The 19,497-nt window shown below is 68.9% G+C and carries 19 protein-coding genes and 1 tRNA gene; 9 read left to right on the forward strand and 11 right to left on the reverse strand.

Going from position 1 to position 19,497, the window contains the following annotated elements:
* Positions 1-53: 53 nt before the first annotated feature.
* Complete coding sequence (locus HGBR_RS08885; protein WP_019158988.1) at positions 54-1,403, forward strand: MFS transporter; 1,350 nt, start codon at positions 54-56, stop codon at positions 1,401-1,403.
* A gap of 129 nt (positions 1,404-1,532) precedes the next feature.
* On the opposite strand, the gene HGBR_RS08890 is transcribed toward HGBR_RS08885, so the two are convergent.
* The 4 genes from HGBR_RS08890 to HGBR_RS08905 all read right to left on the reverse strand — a co-directional run bounded on the left by HGBR_RS08890 (position 1,533) and on the right by HGBR_RS08905 (position 5,274).
* On the reverse strand, positions 1,533-2,891 hold the full coding sequence (locus tag HGBR_RS08890) for an MFS transporter (RefSeq protein ID WP_019158989.1): 1,359 nt from the start codon (positions 2,889-2,891) through the stop codon (positions 1,533-1,535).
* A gap of 163 nt (positions 2,892-3,054) precedes the next feature.
* The gene (locus HGBR_RS08895; protein WP_019158990.1) at positions 3,055-3,801 is read right to left on the reverse strand and encodes a hypothetical protein; all 747 of its coding nucleotides are present in this window, start codon (positions 3,799-3,801) and stop codon (positions 3,055-3,057) included.
* A gap of 142 nt (positions 3,802-3,943) precedes the next feature.
* A tRNA-Gly gene (locus HGBR_RS08900) sits at positions 3,944-4,016 on the reverse strand.
* A gap of 82 nt (positions 4,017-4,098) precedes the next feature.
* Entirely contained in the window at positions 4,099-5,274 is a 1,176-nt protein-coding gene (locus HGBR_RS08905) for a pyridoxal phosphate-dependent aminotransferase (RefSeq protein WP_019158991.1), read from the reverse strand.
* A gap of 140 nt (positions 5,275-5,414) precedes the next feature.
* Here HGBR_RS08905 and HGBR_RS08910 point away from each other — a divergent pair, with 140 nt between their 5' ends.
* Complete coding sequence (locus HGBR_RS08910) at positions 5,415-6,023, forward strand: RraA family protein (protein ID WP_019158992.1); 609 nt, start codon at positions 5,415-5,417, stop codon at positions 6,021-6,023.
* 34 nt (positions 6,024-6,057) lie between these two features.
* Positions 6,058-7,335 carry a dicarboxylate/amino acid:cation symporter gene (locus HGBR_RS17230; protein WP_019158993.1) on the forward strand — a complete coding sequence of 426 codons (1,278 nt, stop codon included), beginning with the start codon at positions 6,058-6,060 and terminating at the stop codon, positions 7,333-7,335.
* A gap of 130 nt (positions 7,336-7,465) precedes the next feature.
* On the opposite strand, the gene HGBR_RS17235 is transcribed toward HGBR_RS17230, so the two are convergent.
* Together HGBR_RS17235 and HGBR_RS17240 are read right to left on the reverse strand one after the other, a co-directional pair.
* On the reverse strand, positions 7,466-8,512 hold the full coding sequence (locus HGBR_RS17235; RefSeq protein ID WP_019158994.1) for a hypothetical protein: 1,047 nt from the start codon (positions 8,510-8,512) through the stop codon (positions 7,466-7,468).
* Between the two features lie 148 nt (positions 8,513-8,660).
* Complete coding sequence (locus tag HGBR_RS17240) at positions 8,661-9,308, reverse strand: TetR/AcrR family transcriptional regulator (protein ID WP_019158995.1); 648 nt, start codon at positions 9,306-9,308, stop codon at positions 8,661-8,663.
* 162 nt (positions 9,309-9,470) lie between these two features.
* Between HGBR_RS17240 and HGBR_RS08930 the strand changes: the two genes are divergently transcribed.
* From HGBR_RS08930 to HGBR_RS08950, 4 genes are all read left to right on the forward strand, one after another.
* The gene (locus HGBR_RS08930) at positions 9,471-10,220 is read left to right on the forward strand and encodes a DedA family protein (RefSeq protein WP_019158996.1); all 750 of its coding nucleotides are present in this window, start codon (positions 9,471-9,473) and stop codon (positions 10,218-10,220) included.
* Between the two features lie 369 nt (positions 10,221-10,589).
* On the forward strand, positions 10,590-11,123 hold the full coding sequence (locus HGBR_RS08940; RefSeq protein ID WP_019158998.1) for a flavin reductase family protein: 534 nt from the start codon (positions 10,590-10,592) through the stop codon (positions 11,121-11,123).
* A 123-nt stretch (positions 11,124-11,246) separates the two neighbouring features.
* The gene (locus HGBR_RS08945; protein WP_019158999.1) at positions 11,247-12,065 is read left to right on the forward strand and encodes a TIGR03084 family metal-binding protein; all 819 of its coding nucleotides are present in this window, start codon (positions 11,247-11,249) and stop codon (positions 12,063-12,065) included.
* 23 nt (positions 12,066-12,088) lie between these two features.
* Positions 12,089-12,847: a LamB/YcsF family protein gene (locus HGBR_RS08950; protein WP_019159000.1), complete on the forward strand. Its 759-nt coding sequence runs from the start codon at positions 12,089-12,091 to the stop codon at positions 12,845-12,847.
* A 159-nt stretch (positions 12,848-13,006) separates the two neighbouring features.
* Here HGBR_RS08950 and HGBR_RS20375 read toward each other — a convergent pair whose 3' ends face one another.
* On the reverse strand, positions 13,007-13,360 hold the full coding sequence (locus HGBR_RS20375; protein WP_019159001.1) for a hypothetical protein: 354 nt from the start codon (positions 13,358-13,360) through the stop codon (positions 13,007-13,009).
* Here HGBR_RS20375 and HGBR_RS17245 point away from each other — a divergent pair.
* Positions 13,341-13,655 carry a class I SAM-dependent methyltransferase gene (locus HGBR_RS17245; protein WP_019159002.1) on the forward strand — a complete coding sequence of 105 codons (315 nt, stop codon included), beginning with the start codon at positions 13,341-13,343 and terminating at the stop codon, positions 13,653-13,655. The genes HGBR_RS20375 and HGBR_RS17245 overlap by 20 nt on opposite strands.
* A 28-nt stretch (positions 13,656-13,683) precedes the next feature.
* Here HGBR_RS17245 and HGBR_RS17250 read toward each other — a convergent pair whose 3' ends face one another.
* From HGBR_RS17250 to HGBR_RS17255, 3 genes are all read right to left on the reverse strand, one after another.
* Positions 13,684-14,733, reverse strand: coding sequence for a threonine aldolase family protein (locus HGBR_RS17250; protein ID WP_019159003.1), 1,050 nt, complete (start codon positions 14,731-14,733; stop codon positions 13,684-13,686).
* A 205-nt stretch (positions 14,734-14,938) separates the two neighbouring features.
* Positions 14,939-15,754, reverse strand: a complete 816-nt coding sequence (locus HGBR_RS08970; RefSeq protein ID WP_051013373.1) for an enoyl-CoA hydratase — start codon at positions 15,752-15,754, stop codon at positions 14,939-14,941.
* A gap of 2 nt (positions 15,755-15,756) precedes the next feature.
* Positions 15,757-17,055, reverse strand: coding sequence for a CaiB/BaiF CoA transferase family protein (locus HGBR_RS17255; protein WP_019159005.1), 1,299 nt, complete (start codon positions 17,053-17,055; stop codon positions 15,757-15,759).
* Between the two features lie 128 nt (positions 17,056-17,183).
* On the opposite strand from HGBR_RS17255, the gene HGBR_RS17260 reads away from it, so the two are divergent.
* Positions 17,184-17,897, forward strand: a complete 714-nt coding sequence (locus HGBR_RS17260) for a GntR family transcriptional regulator (RefSeq protein ID WP_019159006.1) — start codon at positions 17,184-17,186, stop codon at positions 17,895-17,897.
* Positions 17,898-18,002: 105 nt separating this feature from the next.
* On the opposite strand, the gene HGBR_RS08985 is transcribed toward HGBR_RS17260, so the two are convergent.
* Entirely contained in the window at positions 18,003-19,373 is a 1,371-nt protein-coding gene (locus HGBR_RS08985; RefSeq protein WP_019159007.1) for a 2-hydroxycarboxylate transporter family protein, read from the reverse strand.
* Between the last annotated feature and the right edge of the window lie 124 nt (positions 19,374-19,497).

Genomic DNA, 19,497 nt, shown 5'->3' on the forward strand with positions numbered 1-19,497 from the left:
GCAGCGGCCAGCCCCGCCCCGGCCGGCGCGACGCGGGACGGCGAGGTCACACGATGACCGCGGCACAGGCCGTCGCTGCGCCCCGCGCGTCCGCCGGATCGCTGTCCGCGTTCGCCACCGGATCACTGGGGATGGGCGTCTGGGTGACGGTGCCGGGGCTCCTGCTCCTCTACTTCCTCACCGACGTGCTGGGCGTCGCCGCGGCCGTCGCCGGGCTCGCGCTGCTCGTGCCGAAGATCATCGACGTCGTCGTCCACCCGCTGGTCGGGTCCCACTCCGATCGGCAGGCCCGGCGGACGGGGCACCGCCGGCGCATGATGCTCGGAGGCGTCCTGCTGGGCGGGGCGATGGTCGCGATGTTCACTGTTCCTGCTGGCCTGGACGGCACGCCGGCCGCACTGTGGGTGGCGGCATGGTTCATCGTCGGCAACCTCCTCTTCGCGATGTTCCAGGTCCCCTACCTCACGACCCCGTCCGACCTCGAGATCGGCTACGACGAGCGCACCCGCGTGTTCATGTTCCGGATGCTGTTCCTCACCATCGGGCTGCTGGGGGCCGGAGTGGCGGCGCCGGCCCTCGTCACGGGCGGGGCGCGCGGTGACTACACGGTCATGGCGTCGCTGCTGTGCATCGTCATGGTCGTCTCCGCTCTCGTGGCGATCCGCGGCGTCCGGGCGCTCACGGACTCCTGCGGATTCCGCCTGCCCGCAGACCGCAGCGGGCACTCCGTGATGGCGGATGTGAAGGTCGCGTGGGCGGATCGCGACTTCCGGATGCTCGTGCTGTCCTACCTCTTCACGGGCACGACGACGCACCTCTTCATGGCGGCGCTGCCGTACTTCGCCCGGTACGTCTACGAGGATGCCGGCATCACCGCTCTCTTCATGGGATCGTTCCTCGCACCCGCCGTGGTCGCCGGCCCCCTGTGGATGGTCGTCTCCCGGCGGATCGGGAAGCAGCGGGGCCTGCTCATCTCGCAGGGAGTCTTCGTCGTGGGATCCGTCCTGCTGCTGCTCACCTCCCGCATGGGGGTGGGAGCATCCGTTGCCGTGGTCGCGGCGATGGGCATCGCGTTCGCAGGCCTGCAGCTGTTCGCGTTCTCGATGGTTCCCGACGCGGTGGCCGCCGCGGACGCCGCCGGTGAGACACAGGCCGGCGGCTACACGGGAGTGTGGACCGCGACCGAGGCCCTGGGCACCGCGATCGGCCCCTACCTCTACTCCGCGGCCCTGGTGCTGGGCGGGTTCGTCTCGAGCACCGCGGGCGAGGCCGCTGTCCAGCCCGATTCCGCGATCTCTGCGCTCGTCGTGGGCTTCACCGTGGTGCCCGCCGTGCTCATGGCCGTGGCCATGGCGTTCCAGTCCCGCTACCGGCTGGACGCCGCGCGCGGGAGGTCGCGCTGACCGCCTGGACGAACTGATCCCCGAGCCTCGCGGAGGCCGCCCCCATCCCTCACCGCCGCCGAGGCCGCAGCTGGGTCCCAGCTGCGGCCTCGGCGGTCGTTCGTGTGCGGTCCGGCGGGACCGCCGCGGTCAGTCGCCCAGTGTGGCGGTCGAGGCGCGGCGCACCTGCGGTGCCGTGATGAGCAGGCCGATCGCGGACAGGATGCCGCCGATCGCGATGTAGGCGGAGATGGCGGTGCTGCTGCCGTCGAACGTGCCCATGAGCCACGTGGCGATCGACGGTGACAGCCCGCCGCCCAGAACGGCGCCCAGGTTGTACGAGAGGGCGACGCCGGAGTAGCGGTGCTCGGGCTTGAAGAGACTCACGTAGTACGCGGCCATGGGGCCGAACACGAAGCTGAGGCCGATGTAGGCGACGATGACCGCGACGTAGATGAGTCCGGCATTGCGCGTGTCGAACAGCAGGAAGTACGGGAACGCCCAGACCACCTGGAAGAGCGCACCGGCCAGCATCACCTTGATGAGGCCCACACGGTCGGCCAGCCAGCCGGCGACGAACACGGAGATGAGCATGCCCACGGAGCCGGCCATGCCACTCATGAGGATGACGTTGCGGTCCATGCCCAGATGCTCGGTGCCGTAGGACATGCTGAACGAGTTGACGATGAAGATGAACAGGTTGAAGCCCAGGTTCACCAGCACGCCGCCCAGCAGCAGCGGCAGTGCGGTCGCCAGCACGGAGGCCAGCGGCAGCTTCTTGACCGTGTCACGGGCGGCGATCGTGCGGAACACGGGTGACTCGGCGATGCCCAAGCGCACCCAGATGCCCACCGCGATGAGGACGGCGGAGGCGAGGAACGGGATCCGCCAGCCCCATTCGACGAACGCGGGGCCGGTCGCGACGGCGACGATGTTGAAGACGCCGATGCCCAGGATGCTGCCGATCGGCGAGCCTGCGGTCACGAACGCGCCGTAGAAGGCCTTGCGGCCGCGGGGCGCGTGCTCCGTCACCATGAGGAACGCGCCGGACTGCTCGCCGCCCATGAAGAAGCCCTGCAGGACGCGCAGCGCCACGAGCAGTGCCGGTGCCATCACGCCCACCGTCGCGTAGGTGGGCAGAAGGCCCATCGCGACGGTGCACGCGCCGGTGGCGACCAGCGAGATGACGAGCATCGTCTTCCGGGAGAACCGGTCGCCGAAGTGGCCGAACACTATGCCGCCCAGCGGGCGGGACAGGAAGCCCGCACCGAAGGTCATGAACGACAGCAGCGAGCCCACCAGCGGGTCCGACTCCGGGAAGAACAGCTGCGGGAACACCAGGCCTGCGGCCAGACCGAAGATGAGGAAGTCGTACAGCTCGATGCCCGTGCCGATCGCGCTGGCACCGGCGATCGTGCGCATCTCGCGCGGCGAGGTGGGGGTCCGGCCGGCCTGGGCGGCGGACGGGGACGCGGGCTCCGGCGATCCGGGCGTCGTCGTGGTGGTCATGGTGGCTCCTAGGCTCGTCCGTACCGGTCTGGGACCGACGAGCACGGATTCTCACACGTTTCGCACGGCCGTCCACGAAGCGTCCCCTGGGTGAGACGCGGAGGGGCGCGTCCGGTGCGAGTCAGCCCGGTTGCGCCGTCCGGCGGGAGTCAGCCGCCGTGACTCAGTCGTTGCCCGAGGCCCCGGCCGGCAGTTCGATCCACTCACCCGGCACGCCCTGGTCCTGGAGATCGAACGCGCGGTCCTCGCTGTCCGCGAAGAGCAGGATGTCCCCGGCCTCGCCCAGACGGTTGCCCAACATGAGCGTGCAGCCGGCGTCCAGGCGCAGGGCGCCCTCGGCCTCCGGCAGGAACGGGCCGGTCTCCGCGTCACCGGCGAAGCCGGGGGTCAGCAGGTCGCCCGGATCGGGGACGCGCGCCGGATCAGCGATCGGGTTCGCCAGCCGCGCGGCCAGCTCCTCCGTGAGGCCGGTGGCGGACAGCGAGAGGGTGTTCTCGCCCCATCGAACGCCGTCGTCCTCGACGCGCAGCGCCCATGCCTCCTCCCCGGACTCGCCCGTCCGCAGCGCTGTCGCGAGGATCTGGGTCTCCGTCACCCAGCCGTGGGCGGCGCCGTCGTGGCGGCGCCACGCGTCCTCAGCCTCGCCGCTCTCCCACGGCTGACCCGTGACGGGGTTGGTGTCGACGAGCGGCATGACGCCCTCGAGCACGACGGTCAGTGCGTCCGCGCGGAAGCCTGTGGCGGCGATGCCGGCGGCGTCCAGGACAGCGCCCACGTCACTGGAGCGCAGCTGCGCGAACACGCGACCGTCGCGCACGACCAGGAGGGAGTGGGCGCTGACGTCCGGCTGGAGCTCCTTGCGGCTGCGGGCGTGGGCGCGAGCGGCAGCGGTGGTCGTCTCGAGTGTCATGGGGTCCTCCTGCGCGGGCGGGGCGGGGTGGGGCACGGGTCGAGCGGGTCAGAGTCGAGCGGTTCTAAGCCGAGCGGGTCAGCCGGACTGACCGGAACAAGACAGACCCCCAGGCCGGTCACCTGGGGGTCTGTCATTCCAGAGCGGATGACGGGGATCGAACCCGCGACCTTCTGCTTGGGAAGCAGACGCTCTGCCAACTGAGCTACATCCGCGAACGTGGATCACTATACCCCGTCCCCGCGGGGACGCGACGACGTGGTCCACGCCACGGTGACACTCCCCCTCGGGGTCGCCTCACCCGCGCAGCTCGGCGAGCCCCTGCCCGATCCGGCGGATCCCCTCACGGATGTCATCGTCCGAGGCCGCGAAGGACATCCGCAGGTACCCCTCACCCGAGGGTCCGTACTCGCTGCCGGCCCGCAGCAGCACGCCGCGATCGGCCAGCGCCGTACGCACCTCCGCGGACGGCAGATCGACGCCGTGGCGGAAGAACGCGTAGAACGCGCCCTCGGGTGCCGCGAACTCGACGCCCGGGATCGCACCCAGCTCCTCCACGACGATCTCCCGCCGGGCGGCATACACCTGTCGCATGTCCGCATACAGCGACTCCCCCGCGCTCAGCGCCGCGATGGCCGCCTTCTGCACAGCCGCGTTGGGTGCACCGGCGATCGTGCGCCCCACCTGCGAGACCGCCTGCGCGATCGGCTCCGGCGCCACGGACCACCCCAGACGGAAGCCGGTGAGCGCGTACGTCTTCGACAGGGTGTCGACCTGAATGAGCCGCTCTGTCAGCTGCGGAACCGCCAGCGCGGAGGTGAAGGCGCTGCCGTAGGTGAACGCACCGTAGGCCTCGTCGCTCACGACCACGGTGTCCGTGCCGGCCAGCCCCTCGCCCAGCGCGGCGAGCGCGGCCGCAGGGAACACCGCCCCGGTCGGGTTGCCGGGGTTGCAGAGGATGAGCATCCGCGCACGCACGCACGCGGCCAAGGTCGCCTCGACGTCCACGTGCAGGTCCGCATCGAGCGGAACCCACACGACCTCGCCGCCCACCATCTCGACGAGGTCGCTGTAGAGGGAGTACGTGGGTTCCGGCAGGACGACGCGGTCGCCCGGCCCCACGAGGGCCAGGATCGCCGCGGCCAGGACGCCGGTCGCGCCGTGTCCGATCGAGACCTGCCCCGCTGTCACGGCGGCGGACGCAGGCAGGCCCGCCGAGGCCTCGGCCGCGTTCCGCACCGCGGTCGCCTGCTCCGCCACGAGTGCCCGCAGCTGAGGGTCACCGCCCAGATCGCCGTAGTGGGTGTGCCCGTCCAGGAGCGCCCGGTGGAGGGCGTCGACGACGGGGGCGGGCGCGGCGAAGTCCGGCTCCCCCATCGACAGGTTGATCGTGCCGGCCGGCGGCTGGACGCCCGCGGGGCGCGAGGAGGTCTGTCGGATCCGCTGCAGTGCGGGTGAGATCGCCGGGTTCACGCTGCTCCTTGGTTCGTTCGTGCGCAGTCGATGCGGGCCGCACAGGGGGTGACACAGCCCACGTGACATAGAGTACTCTCTTATCTGCGACTCTACTCTCACTTATAGCCGCGCTGCACGCGCCATCACAGGAGGTCACGATGGACCAGACCACTCTCGACACCGCCGCCGCGCTGGGATCCGCGACGATCCACGAGGCCCAGGGCAAGATCGGTGCGCTGTCCCACGAGGTCAAGCCGCTCGACCCCACCCGCCGCCTGGCCGGCCGCGCACTGACCGTCCTGACCCGCCCCGGCGACAACCGCGCCCTGCACCTGGCCCTGCTCGAGGCGCAGCCCGGAGACGTCCTCGTCGTCGATGCCTTCGGCTGGAAGGAGGCCGGCGTCTGGGGAGACGTGCTCACGGCCGCCGCACAGCAGAAGAGCGTCGCCGGCGTCGTCGTCAACGGCGCGGTGCGCGACGCGGACACGATCATCGAGCTGGGCTTCCCCGTCTTCGCGAAGGCCCTGTCCATCAAGGGCACGGCGAAGGACGACGACGGCATCATCGGCGGCGTCGTCACCATCGACGGCGTGACGATCCGCACCGGCGACCTCATCGTGGGCGATCGCGACGGTGTCGTCGCCGTGCCGCAGGACCGCATCGAGAATGTGCTCGCCGCCGCACAGGCACGCGAGGACAAGGAATCAGGCTGGGTCGAGCAGATCGCCCAGGGAGCCCTCACCGTCGACCTGCTGGGTCTCCGCTGACCCCCTCATCACCCCAGACACAAGGAGACGACTCATGAAGTGGTGGTTCCGCCAGAAGCTGCACACGCAGGTCCTCATCGGCGCGGCGCTGGGCATCCTCGCCGGCATCCTGCTGCAGGAGCACGCCGCGTACCTCGACCCGATCGGCCAGATCTTCCTGCGGCTGCTCAAGTTCCTCGTCGTGCCGCTCGTCATCGCGACGCTGCTGTCCGGCGTCCTGCAGATGCAGTCGGTGCGCGAGCTGGGCAGCGTGGGCGCACGGTTCTTCGCCTACCTGACCCTCACCTCGCTGGCCGCCTCTGCTGCCGGGGTGGGCATGGCCCTGCTGCTGCGGCCGGGACTGGGACTCGACCTGGCCTCCCTCGAGGCCGAGGACGTCGCTGCTGAGGAGTACAACGTCACCGACCAGCTCCTGGGCTGGGTCCCGGACAATTTCTTCCTCGCCATGTCGGAGATGGACATGATCCCCGTCATCATCGGCACGATCCTCTTCGCGGTCACGATGATGCTGATCGGCGAGGAGCGACTGCCGCGCGCCTTCTCCCTGGTCCGCGAGGGCACAGAGATCATGCTGAAGCTCACGACCATGATCATCCACGTGTCCCCGTACGGTGTGTTCGCGCTGCTGGCGGTGCTCGTGGGCACGACCGGCACGGAGATGCTGGGGGCCGCGGCGAAGTTCGTCGTCGCGGACGTCGTGGGCGCCGTCGTGGTCGCCGTCGTCGTCTACCCGCTCATCCTGGCGGTGTTCGCGCGGCTCAACCCGCTGAAGTTCTACCGCAACGCATGGCCGTCGACGGTCTTCGCGATGACGACGTCCAGCAGTGCGGCGACGATCCCCGTCTCCATGCGCGTCGCGCAGGACAACCTGGGTGTGCCCCGGAAGATCTACGGCTTCACCATCCCCTTCGGAGCGACGGCCAACATGGACGGGTTCGCGGTGGCGTTGGGCGTCATCTCGATCTTCGCCGCGGATGCCTTCGGCATGCCCATCACCGTGGGCCTGGTCGCGCAGATCATCCTGCTGGGCCTGGCGCTGTCGATCGGTGCCGCCGGTGTCCGCGGAGCGGGCATCGTCATGTCCGCCGTCCTGTTCGAGGCGCTGGGTCTGCCGCTGGACCTCATCCCGCTGCTGGCGGCGATCTGGCCGGTCATCGACGTCGCCCACACAGGCCTCAACATCACCGGTGACCTGACGGGCACCGCGACCGTTGCCGCGCAGACGAAGGACCTGGACCGGAAGGTGTTCAACGCCCCGGCGACGGCGCTGGACGGCGGGTCCGCGCAGGCGGAGGCTTCGGCACAGGACTGAGGAAGCGGCGCCGACCCGGGGTCAGAGATAGGGCCGGGTGATCAGCTCGAGGTAGTGACCTGAGGGGTCCAGAAGATAGACGCCTCGGCCATCGTGCTCGCGGTTGATCTCTCCGGGGTCGAGCCACGGCTCAGGGCTGCGGCTGCGCAGCGCCCGCCTCCCACGCGTCGACGAGCCGTCCGGCGGCACCGCCCACGGGACCTGTGGCGGCGTCCACGGCCTCGGCGTCATGGGGAGCGCCCTCCTCCGCCGCCTCTTCCACCGCCTCGACCCCCTCATCTGGGTCGGAGACGCCCACGGCGAGGTCCGTGAGGTAGTCCGGCACGTCGAGGCCGTCGTCCTCGACGCCCACGATCGGGACTCCCAGCGCGGCGATCTCCGGGAAGACGGATCCCGGGATCCCCACCACCGCCGAGGCCGTGGATGCCGCATGCACCGACCCCTCCTCGTCGATCGCGTAGTCGTCCCACAGCTGCGGGTCCTCGCGCGGGTGCAGGCCCACGGTGACGTCCCAGCCCTGGGAATCGAGCTGTTCGGAGATGTCCAGGAGCAGCTCAGTGCCCGGTGCTGCCGCACCGGTCTCATCCGGGTGCGTGACGCTGGTGAGGACGGCGACGGTGCGGTCGGTCGGCTGCCATGCGGGCAGTTCGTCCAGCTCCGGCATCCCGACGACCTGGACCTCGTCCTCGTCGATGCCCATGTGGGAGGCGAAGGTCTCCGCAGCAGCAGGAGACGGCGCGGTCACGGCGGCGATGCGGTCGCCCAGCTGGTCCGCAGCCTCGCCGCGCTCCGGGTTCATGTAGGCGGTGGAGCTGGCCATGAGCGGGACGTCGTCCATGGACCGCGCGACCTCGCCCGGCCATTCCGTCGCACCGTTGACCACCAGCAGGTCGAAGTCCTCCTCCTGCGCCTGCGACAGCGTCAGCGTGGGGACCGGCGAGTCCTCGTCGAGCGCGTCGTCCGCCGGGGCCTCATCGGGGATGACGAGGGTGAGCTCCATGTCGCGGTCCTGTGCCGTGGGCAGGACGTCGTCCAGGTGGTAGGTGCCCCATGGCTCATTCGTCGCGACCGCAACGTCGAGATCCGTTGGAGCGCCGGCAGTGGTGGACTCAGGGGACGGGTCACCTCCCGTCGAGCACGCGCTGACGAGCATGACGCTGAGAGTCGCTGCGGCCACGGAGGAGACGCGAGTGCGGTGACGAACCATGCGGACGACGGTACGTCCCCGGACTACGGCCCGGAGGTCTGCGGGCGTCGCAGAGATTGCGAGCGGGAGACACTGCAGTGAACGCTCCGCCGAGGCCACAGCCCCTCCGCCGGCCCCCTCACCTGGGTGGGGTGGCAGAGGAGGGGGTTGCGGCCTCGGGTGCGTCGTCGTCCGTCGGCTGGGCCCAGGACCGCAGCAGGGCGCGGTAGGAGCGGGTGACGCGGGCCGCGATCGTGGCATCCGACCAGCCGCGCTGCACGCGCAGATCGCGCAGTTCGCGGGGGTCGAAGAGGATGTTGTGGAGGTAGAGGGCGTCCTCGATGTCGAGCGAGTCCAGCCCCAGGTCGTGGAGCAGGTGCGAGATCGGTTGCTCCCAGGCACTGCGGACGGTCGTGATGACGGGGTCACCGGAGCGCAGGCGCGTGAGGTATCCCTCGCGGGAGCGCAGGTGGATGAGCGCGTCGCCGTAGGAGCTCTGCAGGCGCAGCCACTCCCCCAGCACATCCGCGAACAGGTCCGCGCCCGTGGCGGTCGAGCGGGCGCTGTAGTCGGCCAGTTCTGCGATGACGAGACGCAGGTACTCCGCGCGCAGCTCGCTCAGACTGGGGAAGAAGCGGTAAGCGGTGGCGACGGACAGCTGGGCGCGCTGGGCGATCGCGGGCATGGTCGCGGCCTCGTCGTCCCGAAACAGCGCACCGGCCGCAGCCAGGATGCGGGACCTGTTGCGCTCCGCGTCGATCCTGCGCCTGCCCGGCCGTTCCGCCACGCCCTCGTCCTTCCCGTCTGCCCTGCTGTCGGCCTCCCATGCTACTGAGTGGCGGCCGCCCGAGAGTCGGACACCTGAGTGCGGCACACGACCTCCGGTACCGTAGTGATCGCCGCGGACCCGTGACGGGACGCGATCCGCCCACCTCGCAGGAGCCACTCGATGAGCGACGACCGCCCCCTGGACGAACACGCTCCGGATGATGCGGAGGAGGAGGCGGACGCGCAGCCGGAGGAGAATCCGTTCTCCAAGCTCAAGCCGTGGCAGGGGAAGGCCACGCGCACCGACAAGGCGCTGCTGTTCGTCATCTTCGGCGTCCCCCTCGTCTACCTGGCGCTCCTGCCGGTCCGCCCGTGGATGCTGGTGAACGCACCGGTCCTGCAGGAGTTCATCAACGGGGCGAAGACCGCGGTCGTGGCAGCTGCGGCGTACGCGCGAATCGGCGAGATCCCCCTCTGGCTGGTGGTGCTCGCGGGCGTCGTGGGCATGGCGAAGCTGGACTGGGCGTTCTGGCTGGCTGGCCGCCGGTGGGGCGACGGGATCCTGCGCCTGTTCGCCCAGGACGAGCGCCAGCTGCGCCGCATCCAGAGGCTCAAGAACATCCCCGACTGGGCGCTGTTCTGCATGACGCTGCTGGGACGGTGTCCCGGTGTGCCGGGCACACTCGTGTACCTGGTGGCCGGCTGGTCGCGGATGCGGCTGTGGCTGTTCCTCACCGCGGACATCCTGGGCTGTCTAGTCTTCACGGTCATCTGGACGACGCTGGGCTACCAGCTGGGCGAGGCCGCCGTCGACGTCCTCACGGTCATCGACCGCTACGCACTGTGGCTCACGCTCGCGATCATCGTGGGCATCTTCGTCATGTCGTTCTACCGCGAGTACCGCAAGCAGCAGAAGGCGGAGGCCGACTGAGGTGGGGCGAGCAGCCTGACGGAACCTCAGTTTCTCCACCGAGGACATGAATACCTTCATCGCGCGCAGTGACGACGGCGTCGATCCCGATGACATCGCACGTGAATGGGTCGAGTCGCACGACGAGCTCCTCGCCGATTGGGCGGCGCCTCCCGTCGGGTAGGCCTCTCGCGCATCACTCAGTGCGGTCAGCGCGACAAGCAATCACCCGCTCCGGTCGTCTGCACTGACGATCGGACCCATGTGTCGCACTGTGACCTTTTGTGATCGTTGGTTGCAGTCTGCGGGGCGGAGCGGTGGAGCGGTCCTTAGCGTGAGGCCATGGCCCGCGTCACAGCAGATGCCATGATCTGAGGATTGGAGTCCAGCATGACCGCAGCATTGGATCAGACCACACTGACCGACCGCTTCGTCACCGCCTTCCGCCACCACCCCGCAGGCGTCGCACTCGTCACCGCAGACCCCGGCGACGGACCCGTCGCCATGACAGCCACCTCCGTCTGCTCCGTCGACGCCAACCCACCCACCATCGCCTTCTCCGCCTCAGTCCGCTCCTCCAGCACCCCCGCACTCCTGCGCTCCACCCACGTCGTCGTCCACCTGCTGAGCGCACACCAGCTCCACCTGGCCAAACTCGGCTCCACCAGCGGCATCGACCGCTTCGCCGACACCAGCCTCTGGGACCGACTCCCCACCGGCGACGTCGTCTTCCGCGACGCCGCCGCCTGGATCCGCGGCCGCATCACAGGCCACCTCCCCGCCACCGGCGCCACCCTCTTCATGGTCGAAGGCGACGAGATCGGCGGACACCACTCCGACCCCACCCGCGACGCACAACCACCACTCGTCTACCACCACCGCGCCTGGCACTCCCTCAGCACCAACAGCCAGATCACCGGCTGACGAGGAGCTGGGAGAACGATCCCGCTCTGCGTTCGGGTGAGCGAGTGCGACCGGGATTTGGCAGGATAGAGGTGTGGGCAACGGCGCTCACACTGATCCGCCTCTGAGGAGTACACCCCGGCCATGATGCCCACACGGACCAAGCACGAGGTCGTGCGATCGCTCGCAGAAGACCTCGAACAGGAGCAGATCAACCTCCACGCGATCCTCACCTCACTGGACGAAGCTCAGTGGTCGCGCCCCACGCCCGCAGAGGGGTGGACGATCCACGACCAGATCACCCACCTGGCGCACTTCGACTTCCTGGCGCGCCTGTCTGTGGCGGAACCGGAGCGGTTCGCCCACGTGAAGTCCTCGATCGACGACCTGTCGCAGTATGTCGACAGCATCGGTCCGGCCAACCTGTCCCGCAGCGGCGCGGATGCTGCGTCCTGGTGGACGCGGGAGGCCAGCGACTTCATCAATGCGGTCATCGAAGCGGACCCGCAGGTGCGCGTCCCGTGGTTCGGACCCGACATGAGCCTCGCGTCGAAGGTGACGGCACGGATCATGGAGGTGTGGGCGCACGGCCAGGACATCCGCGATTCGCTCAGCATCAAGCCCCACCCCTCGCCGGCGCTCCCCCACGTGGCACGGTTGGGCTGCCTCGCCTTCGCCAACAGCTACGCGGTCCGCGGACTGCCGGTCCCCCAGGCACAGGTTCGCGTCGAGCTGGAGACGCCCAACGGCGGACTGTGGGACATGGGTCCGCAGGAGGCGACCGACCGGATCACGGGCCCCATCGACGACTTCTGCCTCATCGTCACGCAGCGGCGGCACGTCGACGACACGGCGATCCAGACGCAGGGCGAGACTGCGGCGGAGTGGATGTTCATCGCGCAGGCCTTCGCGGGCGACCCGGGATCGGGCAGACATCCGGGGCAGTTCACCGCACACGCCTGAGTGCGTCGTGACACGATGACCGCATGAAGGTCATCGATATGAACAGTGACGCGGCCGAATCGTTCGGTTCGTGGGTGATGGGCGACGACGCTCGGATCCTCGACTCCGTCACCAGTGTGAACGTCGCCTGCGGCTTCCATGGCGGGGACGCCCGCACGATGCACCGGGTCACTGCTCTCGCGGCGGAACGCGGGATCGCGGTGGGCGCGCACGTGGGCTACCGTGACCTGCCCGGGTTCGGACGACGATTCATCGCGTACTCCTACGAGGACCTGTACGCGGAGACCCTCTACCAGTTGGGTGCACTCCGCGGCATCGCACGGACGCAGGGCACAGACGTCACGTACGTGAAGCCGCACGGTGCGTTGGGGCACGCGATCATGCACGATGACACGCAGGCCCGGGCCGTCATCGACGCTGTCGCGACCTTCGACGCGTCACTCGCGCTGCTCCTCATGCCGGGTTCCACTGCGGTCGAGCACGCGTCCGCGGTGGGGCTGCGTGTCGTGCTGGAGGCTTTCGCGGACCGGGCCTACCTGCCGGATGGCCGTCTCGTCCCCCGCTCGCAGGAGGGCGCGGTCCTGCACGACGGCCAGCAGATCATCGAGAACATGCTCCGATTCGTCGAGGAGGGTGTGCTCGTCGCGCAGGACGGCACGCACGTGGAGTTGGGTGCGGAGAGCATCTGCGTCCACAGCGACACCCCGGGCGCCATCGAGATGGCGCGCTCGATCCGGGCCGCCCTCGAGACAGCCGGTGTGATGATCCGCAGCTTCGTCTGAGCCCGTGCGCCGTTCGCGGCCGGCAGCCTGGAATCCACTGGCCTGCTGTCGACGGACGAATGGCAGGTCGCCGGCTTCGACGACCTCACGTTCTTGGAACTGCGCGACCCTGAGGGGGTCCAGACCGGCCGGCTGAACACCTGAGGCCCCAGCTCCGGCTCACAGGAACCGCAGGGTGAACGCCGCACTGGCCATGTCACCGGCCTGCGGCACGTCTGCGGGTGGGCGCACATCGTCTCCCAGGATCGTGCTCGCGTCGTCGACCGGGATTCCCGCCAGGTGGGTGACGCCGTCGCATCCGCTCAGCAGCGGGGCGATCGTCGACTGGTCAGTGAGGTCGAAGACTGCCGCGGTCTCGTTCTTGACGGGATCAGCCGGTGCCTCGAGATCCGCTACGACCAGGTGCGCCACACGCTCGCGCGGAAGGACACCGGCCGCATGCGTGAGCGGAGCCATCGCCAGATACACCGATCGCCCGGTGAACGGATAGGACATGAGGGTCAGGGCTGTCATCGTCTCGATGCTCCGGTTGGAGAGCATGACCCCCTTGGGCCGGGCAACGATGACGAGCGAGCTGCGCGAGGACGTCTACGACATCGACCGGGGCCTCGAGGACATGATCTGGCGCATCGTCACCCGCGACGCGGACTTGAGCGAGAGAAGCCCCCTGGTCGATGCGAAGGCCGCCTACTCGATGTTCGACGGTGTCTTCGAGACCGCACTGCGCGACCACCTCGCTGGCGCGATCGACTGGCTGCGGACGCGAATGGCGACGCTCTTGCCGGGACTCTGCGCCCGTCCTGCGTGAACGCTGGCGACGACTCGTCCCCACGCGGTCACTGTTCGGTCGCCGCCGTGATCGCGTCGACCAGTGTCGACGCACAGAACTCAATGTCGTTCCGCGAGAGCGTCGAATGGGTGACGGCACGGAAGCGATGATGCCCCACCGGCTTCACACGCACGCCGGCTCGCGCGAGCCGCGCTTCCAGATCGGCGACCTGACCATCCGTCCCCTGGACCTCGAACCTGACGATGTTCGTCTCGACCGGCGCGTTCACCACTCGCACCGCAGACAGCTCTTTCAACGCCTCCTCCAGGACCGTCGCATGCGCGTGATCCTGCGTCATCCTCGCACGCCAGTCTTCGAATCCCAGAAGTCCCGGTGCCGCGATGAAGCCGGTATGCCGCATGCCGCCACCCAGACGCTGGCGCACAAGTCGAGCCTCCTCGATGAACTCCGCCGTTCCCACCAGGACGGACCCCAAGGGTCCACCCAGTCCCTTGTTGAGACAGATCTGGACAGCATCCACATGCCGGGCGATCTCCGTCAGCGGTACGTCCCGTGCGACCGCCGCGTTGAAGACCCGCGCCCCGTCCATGTAGACGAACGCGCCGGCGCGATCCGCCAGTCCACGGATCGCGGCGAGGTTCTCGAGCGAAGTCACATGGCCCGCATTGAGGTCGTAGGTGGATTCGAGGAGGATCGCGGAGGTCGGAGAGACCTGCAGCGCTGACGTCCTCAGCGCCGCTTCGATCTCCTCCAGTCGGTAGTCGCCGGCGTCCGCACCCACGGCACGCACCTGCACACCGGAGTTCGCCGCGAGTCCACCACCCTCCAGGTTGTAGATGTGCGACGCATCGCCCACGACCACTTCGGTGCCGGGCCTGGACACCACGGCGACCGCAATCTGGTTCGACATCGTGCCGGAGGGCGTCAACGCCGCCGACTCCATACCGAACTCACTGCTCACATGTGCCAGGAGTGCGTTCGTCGGGCCGTCCTCCTGGAGGAGGTCGTCCGCGAAGCGCAGCCCGCGCAGGCTGTCAACCATCGCCGCGGTGGGCTGGATCGCAGTGTCACTGCGCAGATCGAGGATGTCAGGCATCGATCTCCTCCTCACTGATCATGGACACGGTCACCAGTTCTCGCGAAGTACAGGAATGCTCGCACGCACAAGGCGAGAAAAGTGCGAGGTAGAGGCGCACGCGCGAGAGAAGTGCGAAGTAGAGGCGCACGCGCGAGAGAAGTGCGAAGTAGATGCGCGAGCGCGACAGCAGCCCGCACTCGCTCCTACCCGCACGTCACTACCGTCACGTCCCCGTCCACTCCCGGGAGCCCTTCGTGAGGAACGCTTCGACGGCTCCCGCGAAGTCCTCGCTGCCGTAGACGGTGGACACCACGTCCGAGTCGTCCACCTCTCCCCCGGCAGCATTGAGCCGCCGCAGGTTCTCCTTGATCGACCACTGCGTCAGCGGCGCCCCGCCGGCCACCTGCTCGATGACCCGTTCTGCCGCCTCGTCCAGGTCCTCGGCGACCTCCGTGAGGAACCCGCTCAGCAGCGCCTCCTGCGCATCAACTCTGCGGGCCATGAGCAGCATCGACGTTGTCCGCGGTTCCCCGAATGCCCGCACCAGCCGTCGCAGCGTGTTGACGGACAAGGTGTTGCCCAGCGTCTTCGCGATCGGGACGGAGAACGATGCCCGCTCCGACGCGATCCGGATGTCCGCGCAGCTGGCGATCCCCAGCCCACCGCCCACGCAGTGGCCGTCGATGACCGCGATGACGGGTTTCTGAACAGCGGCGAGCGCGCCCAGGATCTCGTCGATCGTCTTCTCGTACTCGACACCGTCCGCGCCCGTGAACCCGCGGAACTGGGCGATGTCCGTGCCCGCGACGAACGCGCGGCCGCCGGCACCGCGCAGTACCAGCACGCGCAGGTCCGGATCCGCATCCACACGCGCGCACGCGTCCGCCAGTCCCTGGTACATCGCGAACGTCATTGCGTTGCGAGCCTCAGGCCGGTTGAACGTGACGTGCAGAGCACGGCCACGCACCTCCGTCAGCAGCTGCTCCGCCGACCCATCCGCCTGACCGTCCGCCACTGCACCACCAGTCGTCTCACTCATCGTCAGCCCTCCGCCTTCGTCTCATCAGCACGCGCAGCGCCACCCGCGGCCCCGTCACTCTTCCCCGCGATCTCCGCGAGCACCCGCTCGGTGTCCTGCCCCAGCGCAGGCCCCGCGTTCCCCCGTGTCATGCTCGACCGCGAGAACCGCATCGGGTTGCCCAGCTGCGCGATCTCGCCCAGCTCCGGGTGCGGCGCCTGCCAGAAGTACTCGCGCGCATGCAGGTGCGCGTCAGTGAAGACCTGCTCGTAGTCGTTGATGGGGGCGGCGGGCACGCCCACGCGGTTCATCTCCTCGAGCACCTCGTCCACGGTCGTGTCCCGCAGTCGGTCCTCGATGACCGCGATGAGAGCCTCCCTGTTCTCCATCCGCAGGGACGGCTCCGCGTACTTCGGGTGGTCCTCCAGGTCCGCGAAGTCGAACGCCTGGCAGAACCGCTTCCACGTCGCCTGCGCGTTCGCACCGATCGTCACGTGGCCGTCCTTCGCCAGCACCGCCTGGTAGGGCGCCTGCGCCTGGTGCGCGGACCCGTTGGGCCGGCTCACCACGCCGGCGCCGAAGTAGCTGCCCGCCTCCCACACAGCCAGCGACACGGCGGACTCGAAGAGGGACACGTCCAGGTACTGCCCGCGCCCGGAGTCCTTCCGCTCGTGCAGCGCGGACACGATCCCCAGCGCCATGTACAGGGCCGTCGTGAGGTCGGAGATCGGCACGCCCACCTTCGCCGGCGGCTGGTCCGGGAACCCGGTGATGCTCATGAGGCCGGACCGCGCCTGCGCCATGATGTCGAGTCCGGCCAGCGGTGACAGCGGCCCGTCCTGCCCCCAGCCGGACGCGGATGCGTACACCAGGCCGGGGAACTCGTCCTTGAGGTCGTCATAGCCGAAGCCCATCTTCGTGAGCGAACCCGGCCGCAGGTTCTCGACGAACACGTCCGCCTCCGCCAGGAGTGCGCGCAGTGCCGCCTTCCCCTCGTCGGACTTGAGGTCCAGGACGATGGACTCCTTGTTGCGGTTGAGCCGCAGGAACGGGCTCGAGTGCCCCTCCAGGAACGGACCGGACGCCCGCAGCGAGTCCCCCGACCCGGGCGTCTCGATCTTGATGACCCGCGCCCCCATGTCCGCCAGCTGCATCGTCGCGTAGGGGCCGGCGATGAAAACGCCCACTTCCAGCACGGTCACCCCGGCCAGCGGCCCTGCGGTCCGCTGGTCTGCTGACACCGCCGCCGAGGCCGCGGCCGCCCCGCCCTGCCCGCTTCCGTCCTGCTGAGTCGAGTTCTGCTCGGTCGAGTCCTGCGTCATCGTCCACCTCTTCGTGTGTGCGTCACTCTGCCTGTGCGGCACGGACCGACTGCAGTGGTTCGTCCGTCGCACCCGGCTCGTCCGTCGATTGTCTACAATAGTCGAACACGTGAGAGATGAGGACCCCCATGTCACCGACGACGACGCCCGGCATGCAGGCCGCTGACGCGCTCATCGAGAGCCCCAGCCTCGCAGAGCTCGCGGCGCAGCGGATCAGTGATCTCGTCTTCCGTGGCGAGCTGCGTCCGGGCGATCGGCTCATCGAGGAGCAGCTCTGCACACGTCTGGGCGTCTCTCGCGCCCCGGTGCGCGAGGGGCTGCGGATCCTCGAGGGCGCGGGACTCGTCGTCCGCAGGCCTCGGGCCGGCGTGAGCGTCACTCCCCTGACTCCGCGCGATGTCTTCGAGATCCTCACCTTCCGCGAAGGCCTCGAGCGCATGGCGATCGAGCACCTCTACCGGTACACAGACGACGTGGCGGCGATCGACTCGACACCGCTCGACGATTCACTCACGCGACTGGACCGCGCGTTCACGGCCGCGGACGATCCCCACGACCGCCTCGAGGCGAGCCACCGCTTCCATTCCGCACTCGTCGCCCTGAGCGGCAACTCACGGATCATGGCCGCCTACGACCTGCTCACGATGCAGGTGAAGCTGTGCATGTCCCTGAACCTGCGCACCCGCCAGGAGCAGGAGACCCCGGAGCAGAACGTCGAGCGCCACCGCATCCTGCGGGACGCGGTCCTCTCCGGCGATCTCACACGAGCCCTGCAGGCGATCACCGACCACGGCCATGACGCGTTCGCTCAGGACGCATTAGAGCGGACGCACGAGAGGTAGACGACGCCGGGTCGAACCAGTCGTCCAGCATCACCGCACGACACGGGGGCTGTCCACGACCGCACTCGTGGACAGCCCCCGTGACCATCGTGGCTGCCGATCCCCTCAGACGAACGGCAGCAGGAACGACAGAATGAGGAGCACCAGAGCCCCGCCCAACCGGCTGGAGATCTGCATGAACGGCATGAGTTCGAACCGGTTGGCGGCGGACAGCACCGCAACGTCGCCGGTACCGCCCATATCCGTCATGCCCAGTCCCACGCAGATCGTCGACTCGATGAAGTACATCTTGACGAGGTAGCCGAACGCTCCGGCCGCCAGCGCGGCGATGAGGACCGTGCAGAGCACCAGGACCAGGTACATCGGGTCGGAGATGAGCGCCAGCACCGCGCTCACGTCGATGTACGCGAAGCTGATGCCCACCAGCAGTGCCGGCGTCCACGCCGCGGCGACGAAGGAGAACCAGCCGGATGCCGCGTCCTCGTACGTCTGCGGGAGCAGGCCGAAGATCTTGATGAGTGCGGCGGCCAGAATCGTCCAGGCGTAGGGGTGGACCGCGGGGACGAAGTGCCCGATGACCTGACCCAATGTGTAGAGGAGCGCCGCGAAGATGACGCCCACGATCAGCACGTTGAAGCGTGCCGCGGTGGAGCGCTCCGGCATCTTGTACTCGTCCTTGTCGCCCGCCGCCCGGAGCAGATTGCCCTGACCGTTGAAGCCGGTGAACATCTGGCGGCCGTTCTTGCCCAGGCCGTTGAGGACGCCTGCGATGATGATCGTGAAGATGTTGCCGATGATGACGGCCGGGATGATCTGGGACAGCGCATCCCCGGCGTCCACGCCCATCTGCGCCGCGTACATCTCCGACATCGGCACCGCACCGGCTCCCACTCCGCCGCCGATGATCGGTGCGGCGATGAAGAAGATGCCGTCGAAGAAGCCCCGACCCACCAGGGCGGACAGCGCACCGATACTCGCGAGCACGGTCACGACCATGCCCAGCAGCGGCACACCGTAGCGGGCACCGGCGGAGATCAGCAGCTTCCGCGGCATGCCCAGGATGCTGCCGGCGATGAGTGCGGAGATGTAGAAGTTGATGAAGCCGTATCCGCTGGTGAAGTTCGTCGCGGCTTCGACCAGCGCGTCCGGCAGCAGACCCATGCCGGCGATGACGGCAGGCAGGACGACGCAGAGGACCGTGGGCGCGCCGTAGTCCCGGATGAACGGGATGATGCTGCCCACCCACCACAGGAGGCCTCCCAGGACCATCGTGATGGCGAACCCGGAGATCATCTCGTCCGGCAGCGCTCCCAGGTAGCCGGCGACGATGAGGACGGCCAGGAGGAGCACGTAGTAGGGCCAGCGGATGCCGGCGATCGTGCCGATCCTCCCACGGCCGTCGTGCAGGTCCCCTTCGATCTCCTCGACCGGGGTGACCCTCGTCGTCGGTGCTGTCGTGTCTTTCGCGGTGACCATCGTCGGTGACCTCTCTCGTTTCCACTCGTCCCTGAGCGGGCTGGGCTGGCGGCGCGGCCCCGGCCCAGCGTCTGCTGTGACCCGGGCGACACCGAAGTGATGACGGGAACGAGAGTCGCAGACT

It is taken from the genome of Brevibacterium senegalense (assembly GCF_000285835.1).
GTDB lineage: Bacteria > Actinomycetota > Actinomycetes > Actinomycetales > Brevibacteriaceae > Brevibacterium > Brevibacterium senegalense.

Bases quoted from the DNA above. Each gene is read 5' to 3' on its own strand.
- HGBR_RS20375 (WP_019159001.1), bottom strand. From the start codon at position 13,360: ATGACAGCCCTGACCCTCATGTCCTATCCGTTCACCGGGCGATCGGTG.
- HGBR_RS08945 (WP_019158999.1), top strand. From the start codon at position 11,247: ATGATGCCCACACGGACCAAGCACGAGGTCGTGCGATCGCTCGCAGAA.
- HGBR_RS08985 (WP_019159007.1), bottom strand. From the start codon at position 19,373: ATGGTCACCGCGAAAGACACGACAGCACCGACGACGAGGGTCACCCCG.
- HGBR_RS08910 (WP_019158992.1), top strand. From the start codon at position 5,415: ATGGACCAGACCACTCTCGACACCGCCGCCGCGCTGGGATCCGCGACG.
- HGBR_RS08950 (WP_019159000.1), top strand. From the start codon at position 12,089: ATGAAGGTCATCGATATGAACAGTGACGCGGCCGAATCGTTCGGTTCG.
- HGBR_RS17260 (WP_019159006.1), top strand. From the start codon at position 17,184: ATGTCACCGACGACGACGCCCGGCATGCAGGCCGCTGACGCGCTCATC.
- HGBR_RS08890 (WP_019158989.1), bottom strand. From the start codon at position 2,891: ATGACCACCACGACGACGCCCGGATCGCCGGAGCCCGCGTCCCCGTCC.
- HGBR_RS08970 (WP_051013373.1), bottom strand. From the start codon at position 15,754: ATGAGTGAGACGACTGGTGGTGCAGTGGCGGACGGTCAGGCGGATGGG.
- HGBR_RS17245 (WP_019159002.1), top strand. From the start codon at position 13,341: ATGAGGGTCAGGGCTGTCATCGTCTCGATGCTCCGGTTGGAGAGCATG.
- HGBR_RS08940 (WP_019158998.1), top strand. From the start codon at position 10,590: ATGACCGCAGCATTGGATCAGACCACACTGACCGACCGCTTCGTCACC.
- HGBR_RS08930 (WP_019158996.1), top strand. From the start codon at position 9,471: ATGAGCGACGACCGCCCCCTGGACGAACACGCTCCGGATGATGCGGAG.
- HGBR_RS08885 (WP_019158988.1), top strand. From the start codon at position 54: ATGACCGCGGCACAGGCCGTCGCTGCGCCCCGCGCGTCCGCCGGATCG.
- HGBR_RS17250 (WP_019159003.1), bottom strand. From the start codon at position 14,733: ATGCCTGACATCCTCGATCTGCGCAGTGACACTGCGATCCAGCCCACC.
- HGBR_RS17255 (WP_019159005.1), bottom strand. From the start codon at position 17,055: ATGACGCAGGACTCGACCGAGCAGAACTCGACTCAGCAGGACGGAAGC.
- HGBR_RS17230 (WP_019158993.1), top strand. From the start codon at position 6,058: ATGAAGTGGTGGTTCCGCCAGAAGCTGCACACGCAGGTCCTCATCGGC.
- HGBR_RS08895 (WP_019158990.1), bottom strand. From the start codon at position 3,801: ATGACACTCGAGACGACCACCGCTGCCGCTCGCGCCCACGCCCGCAGC.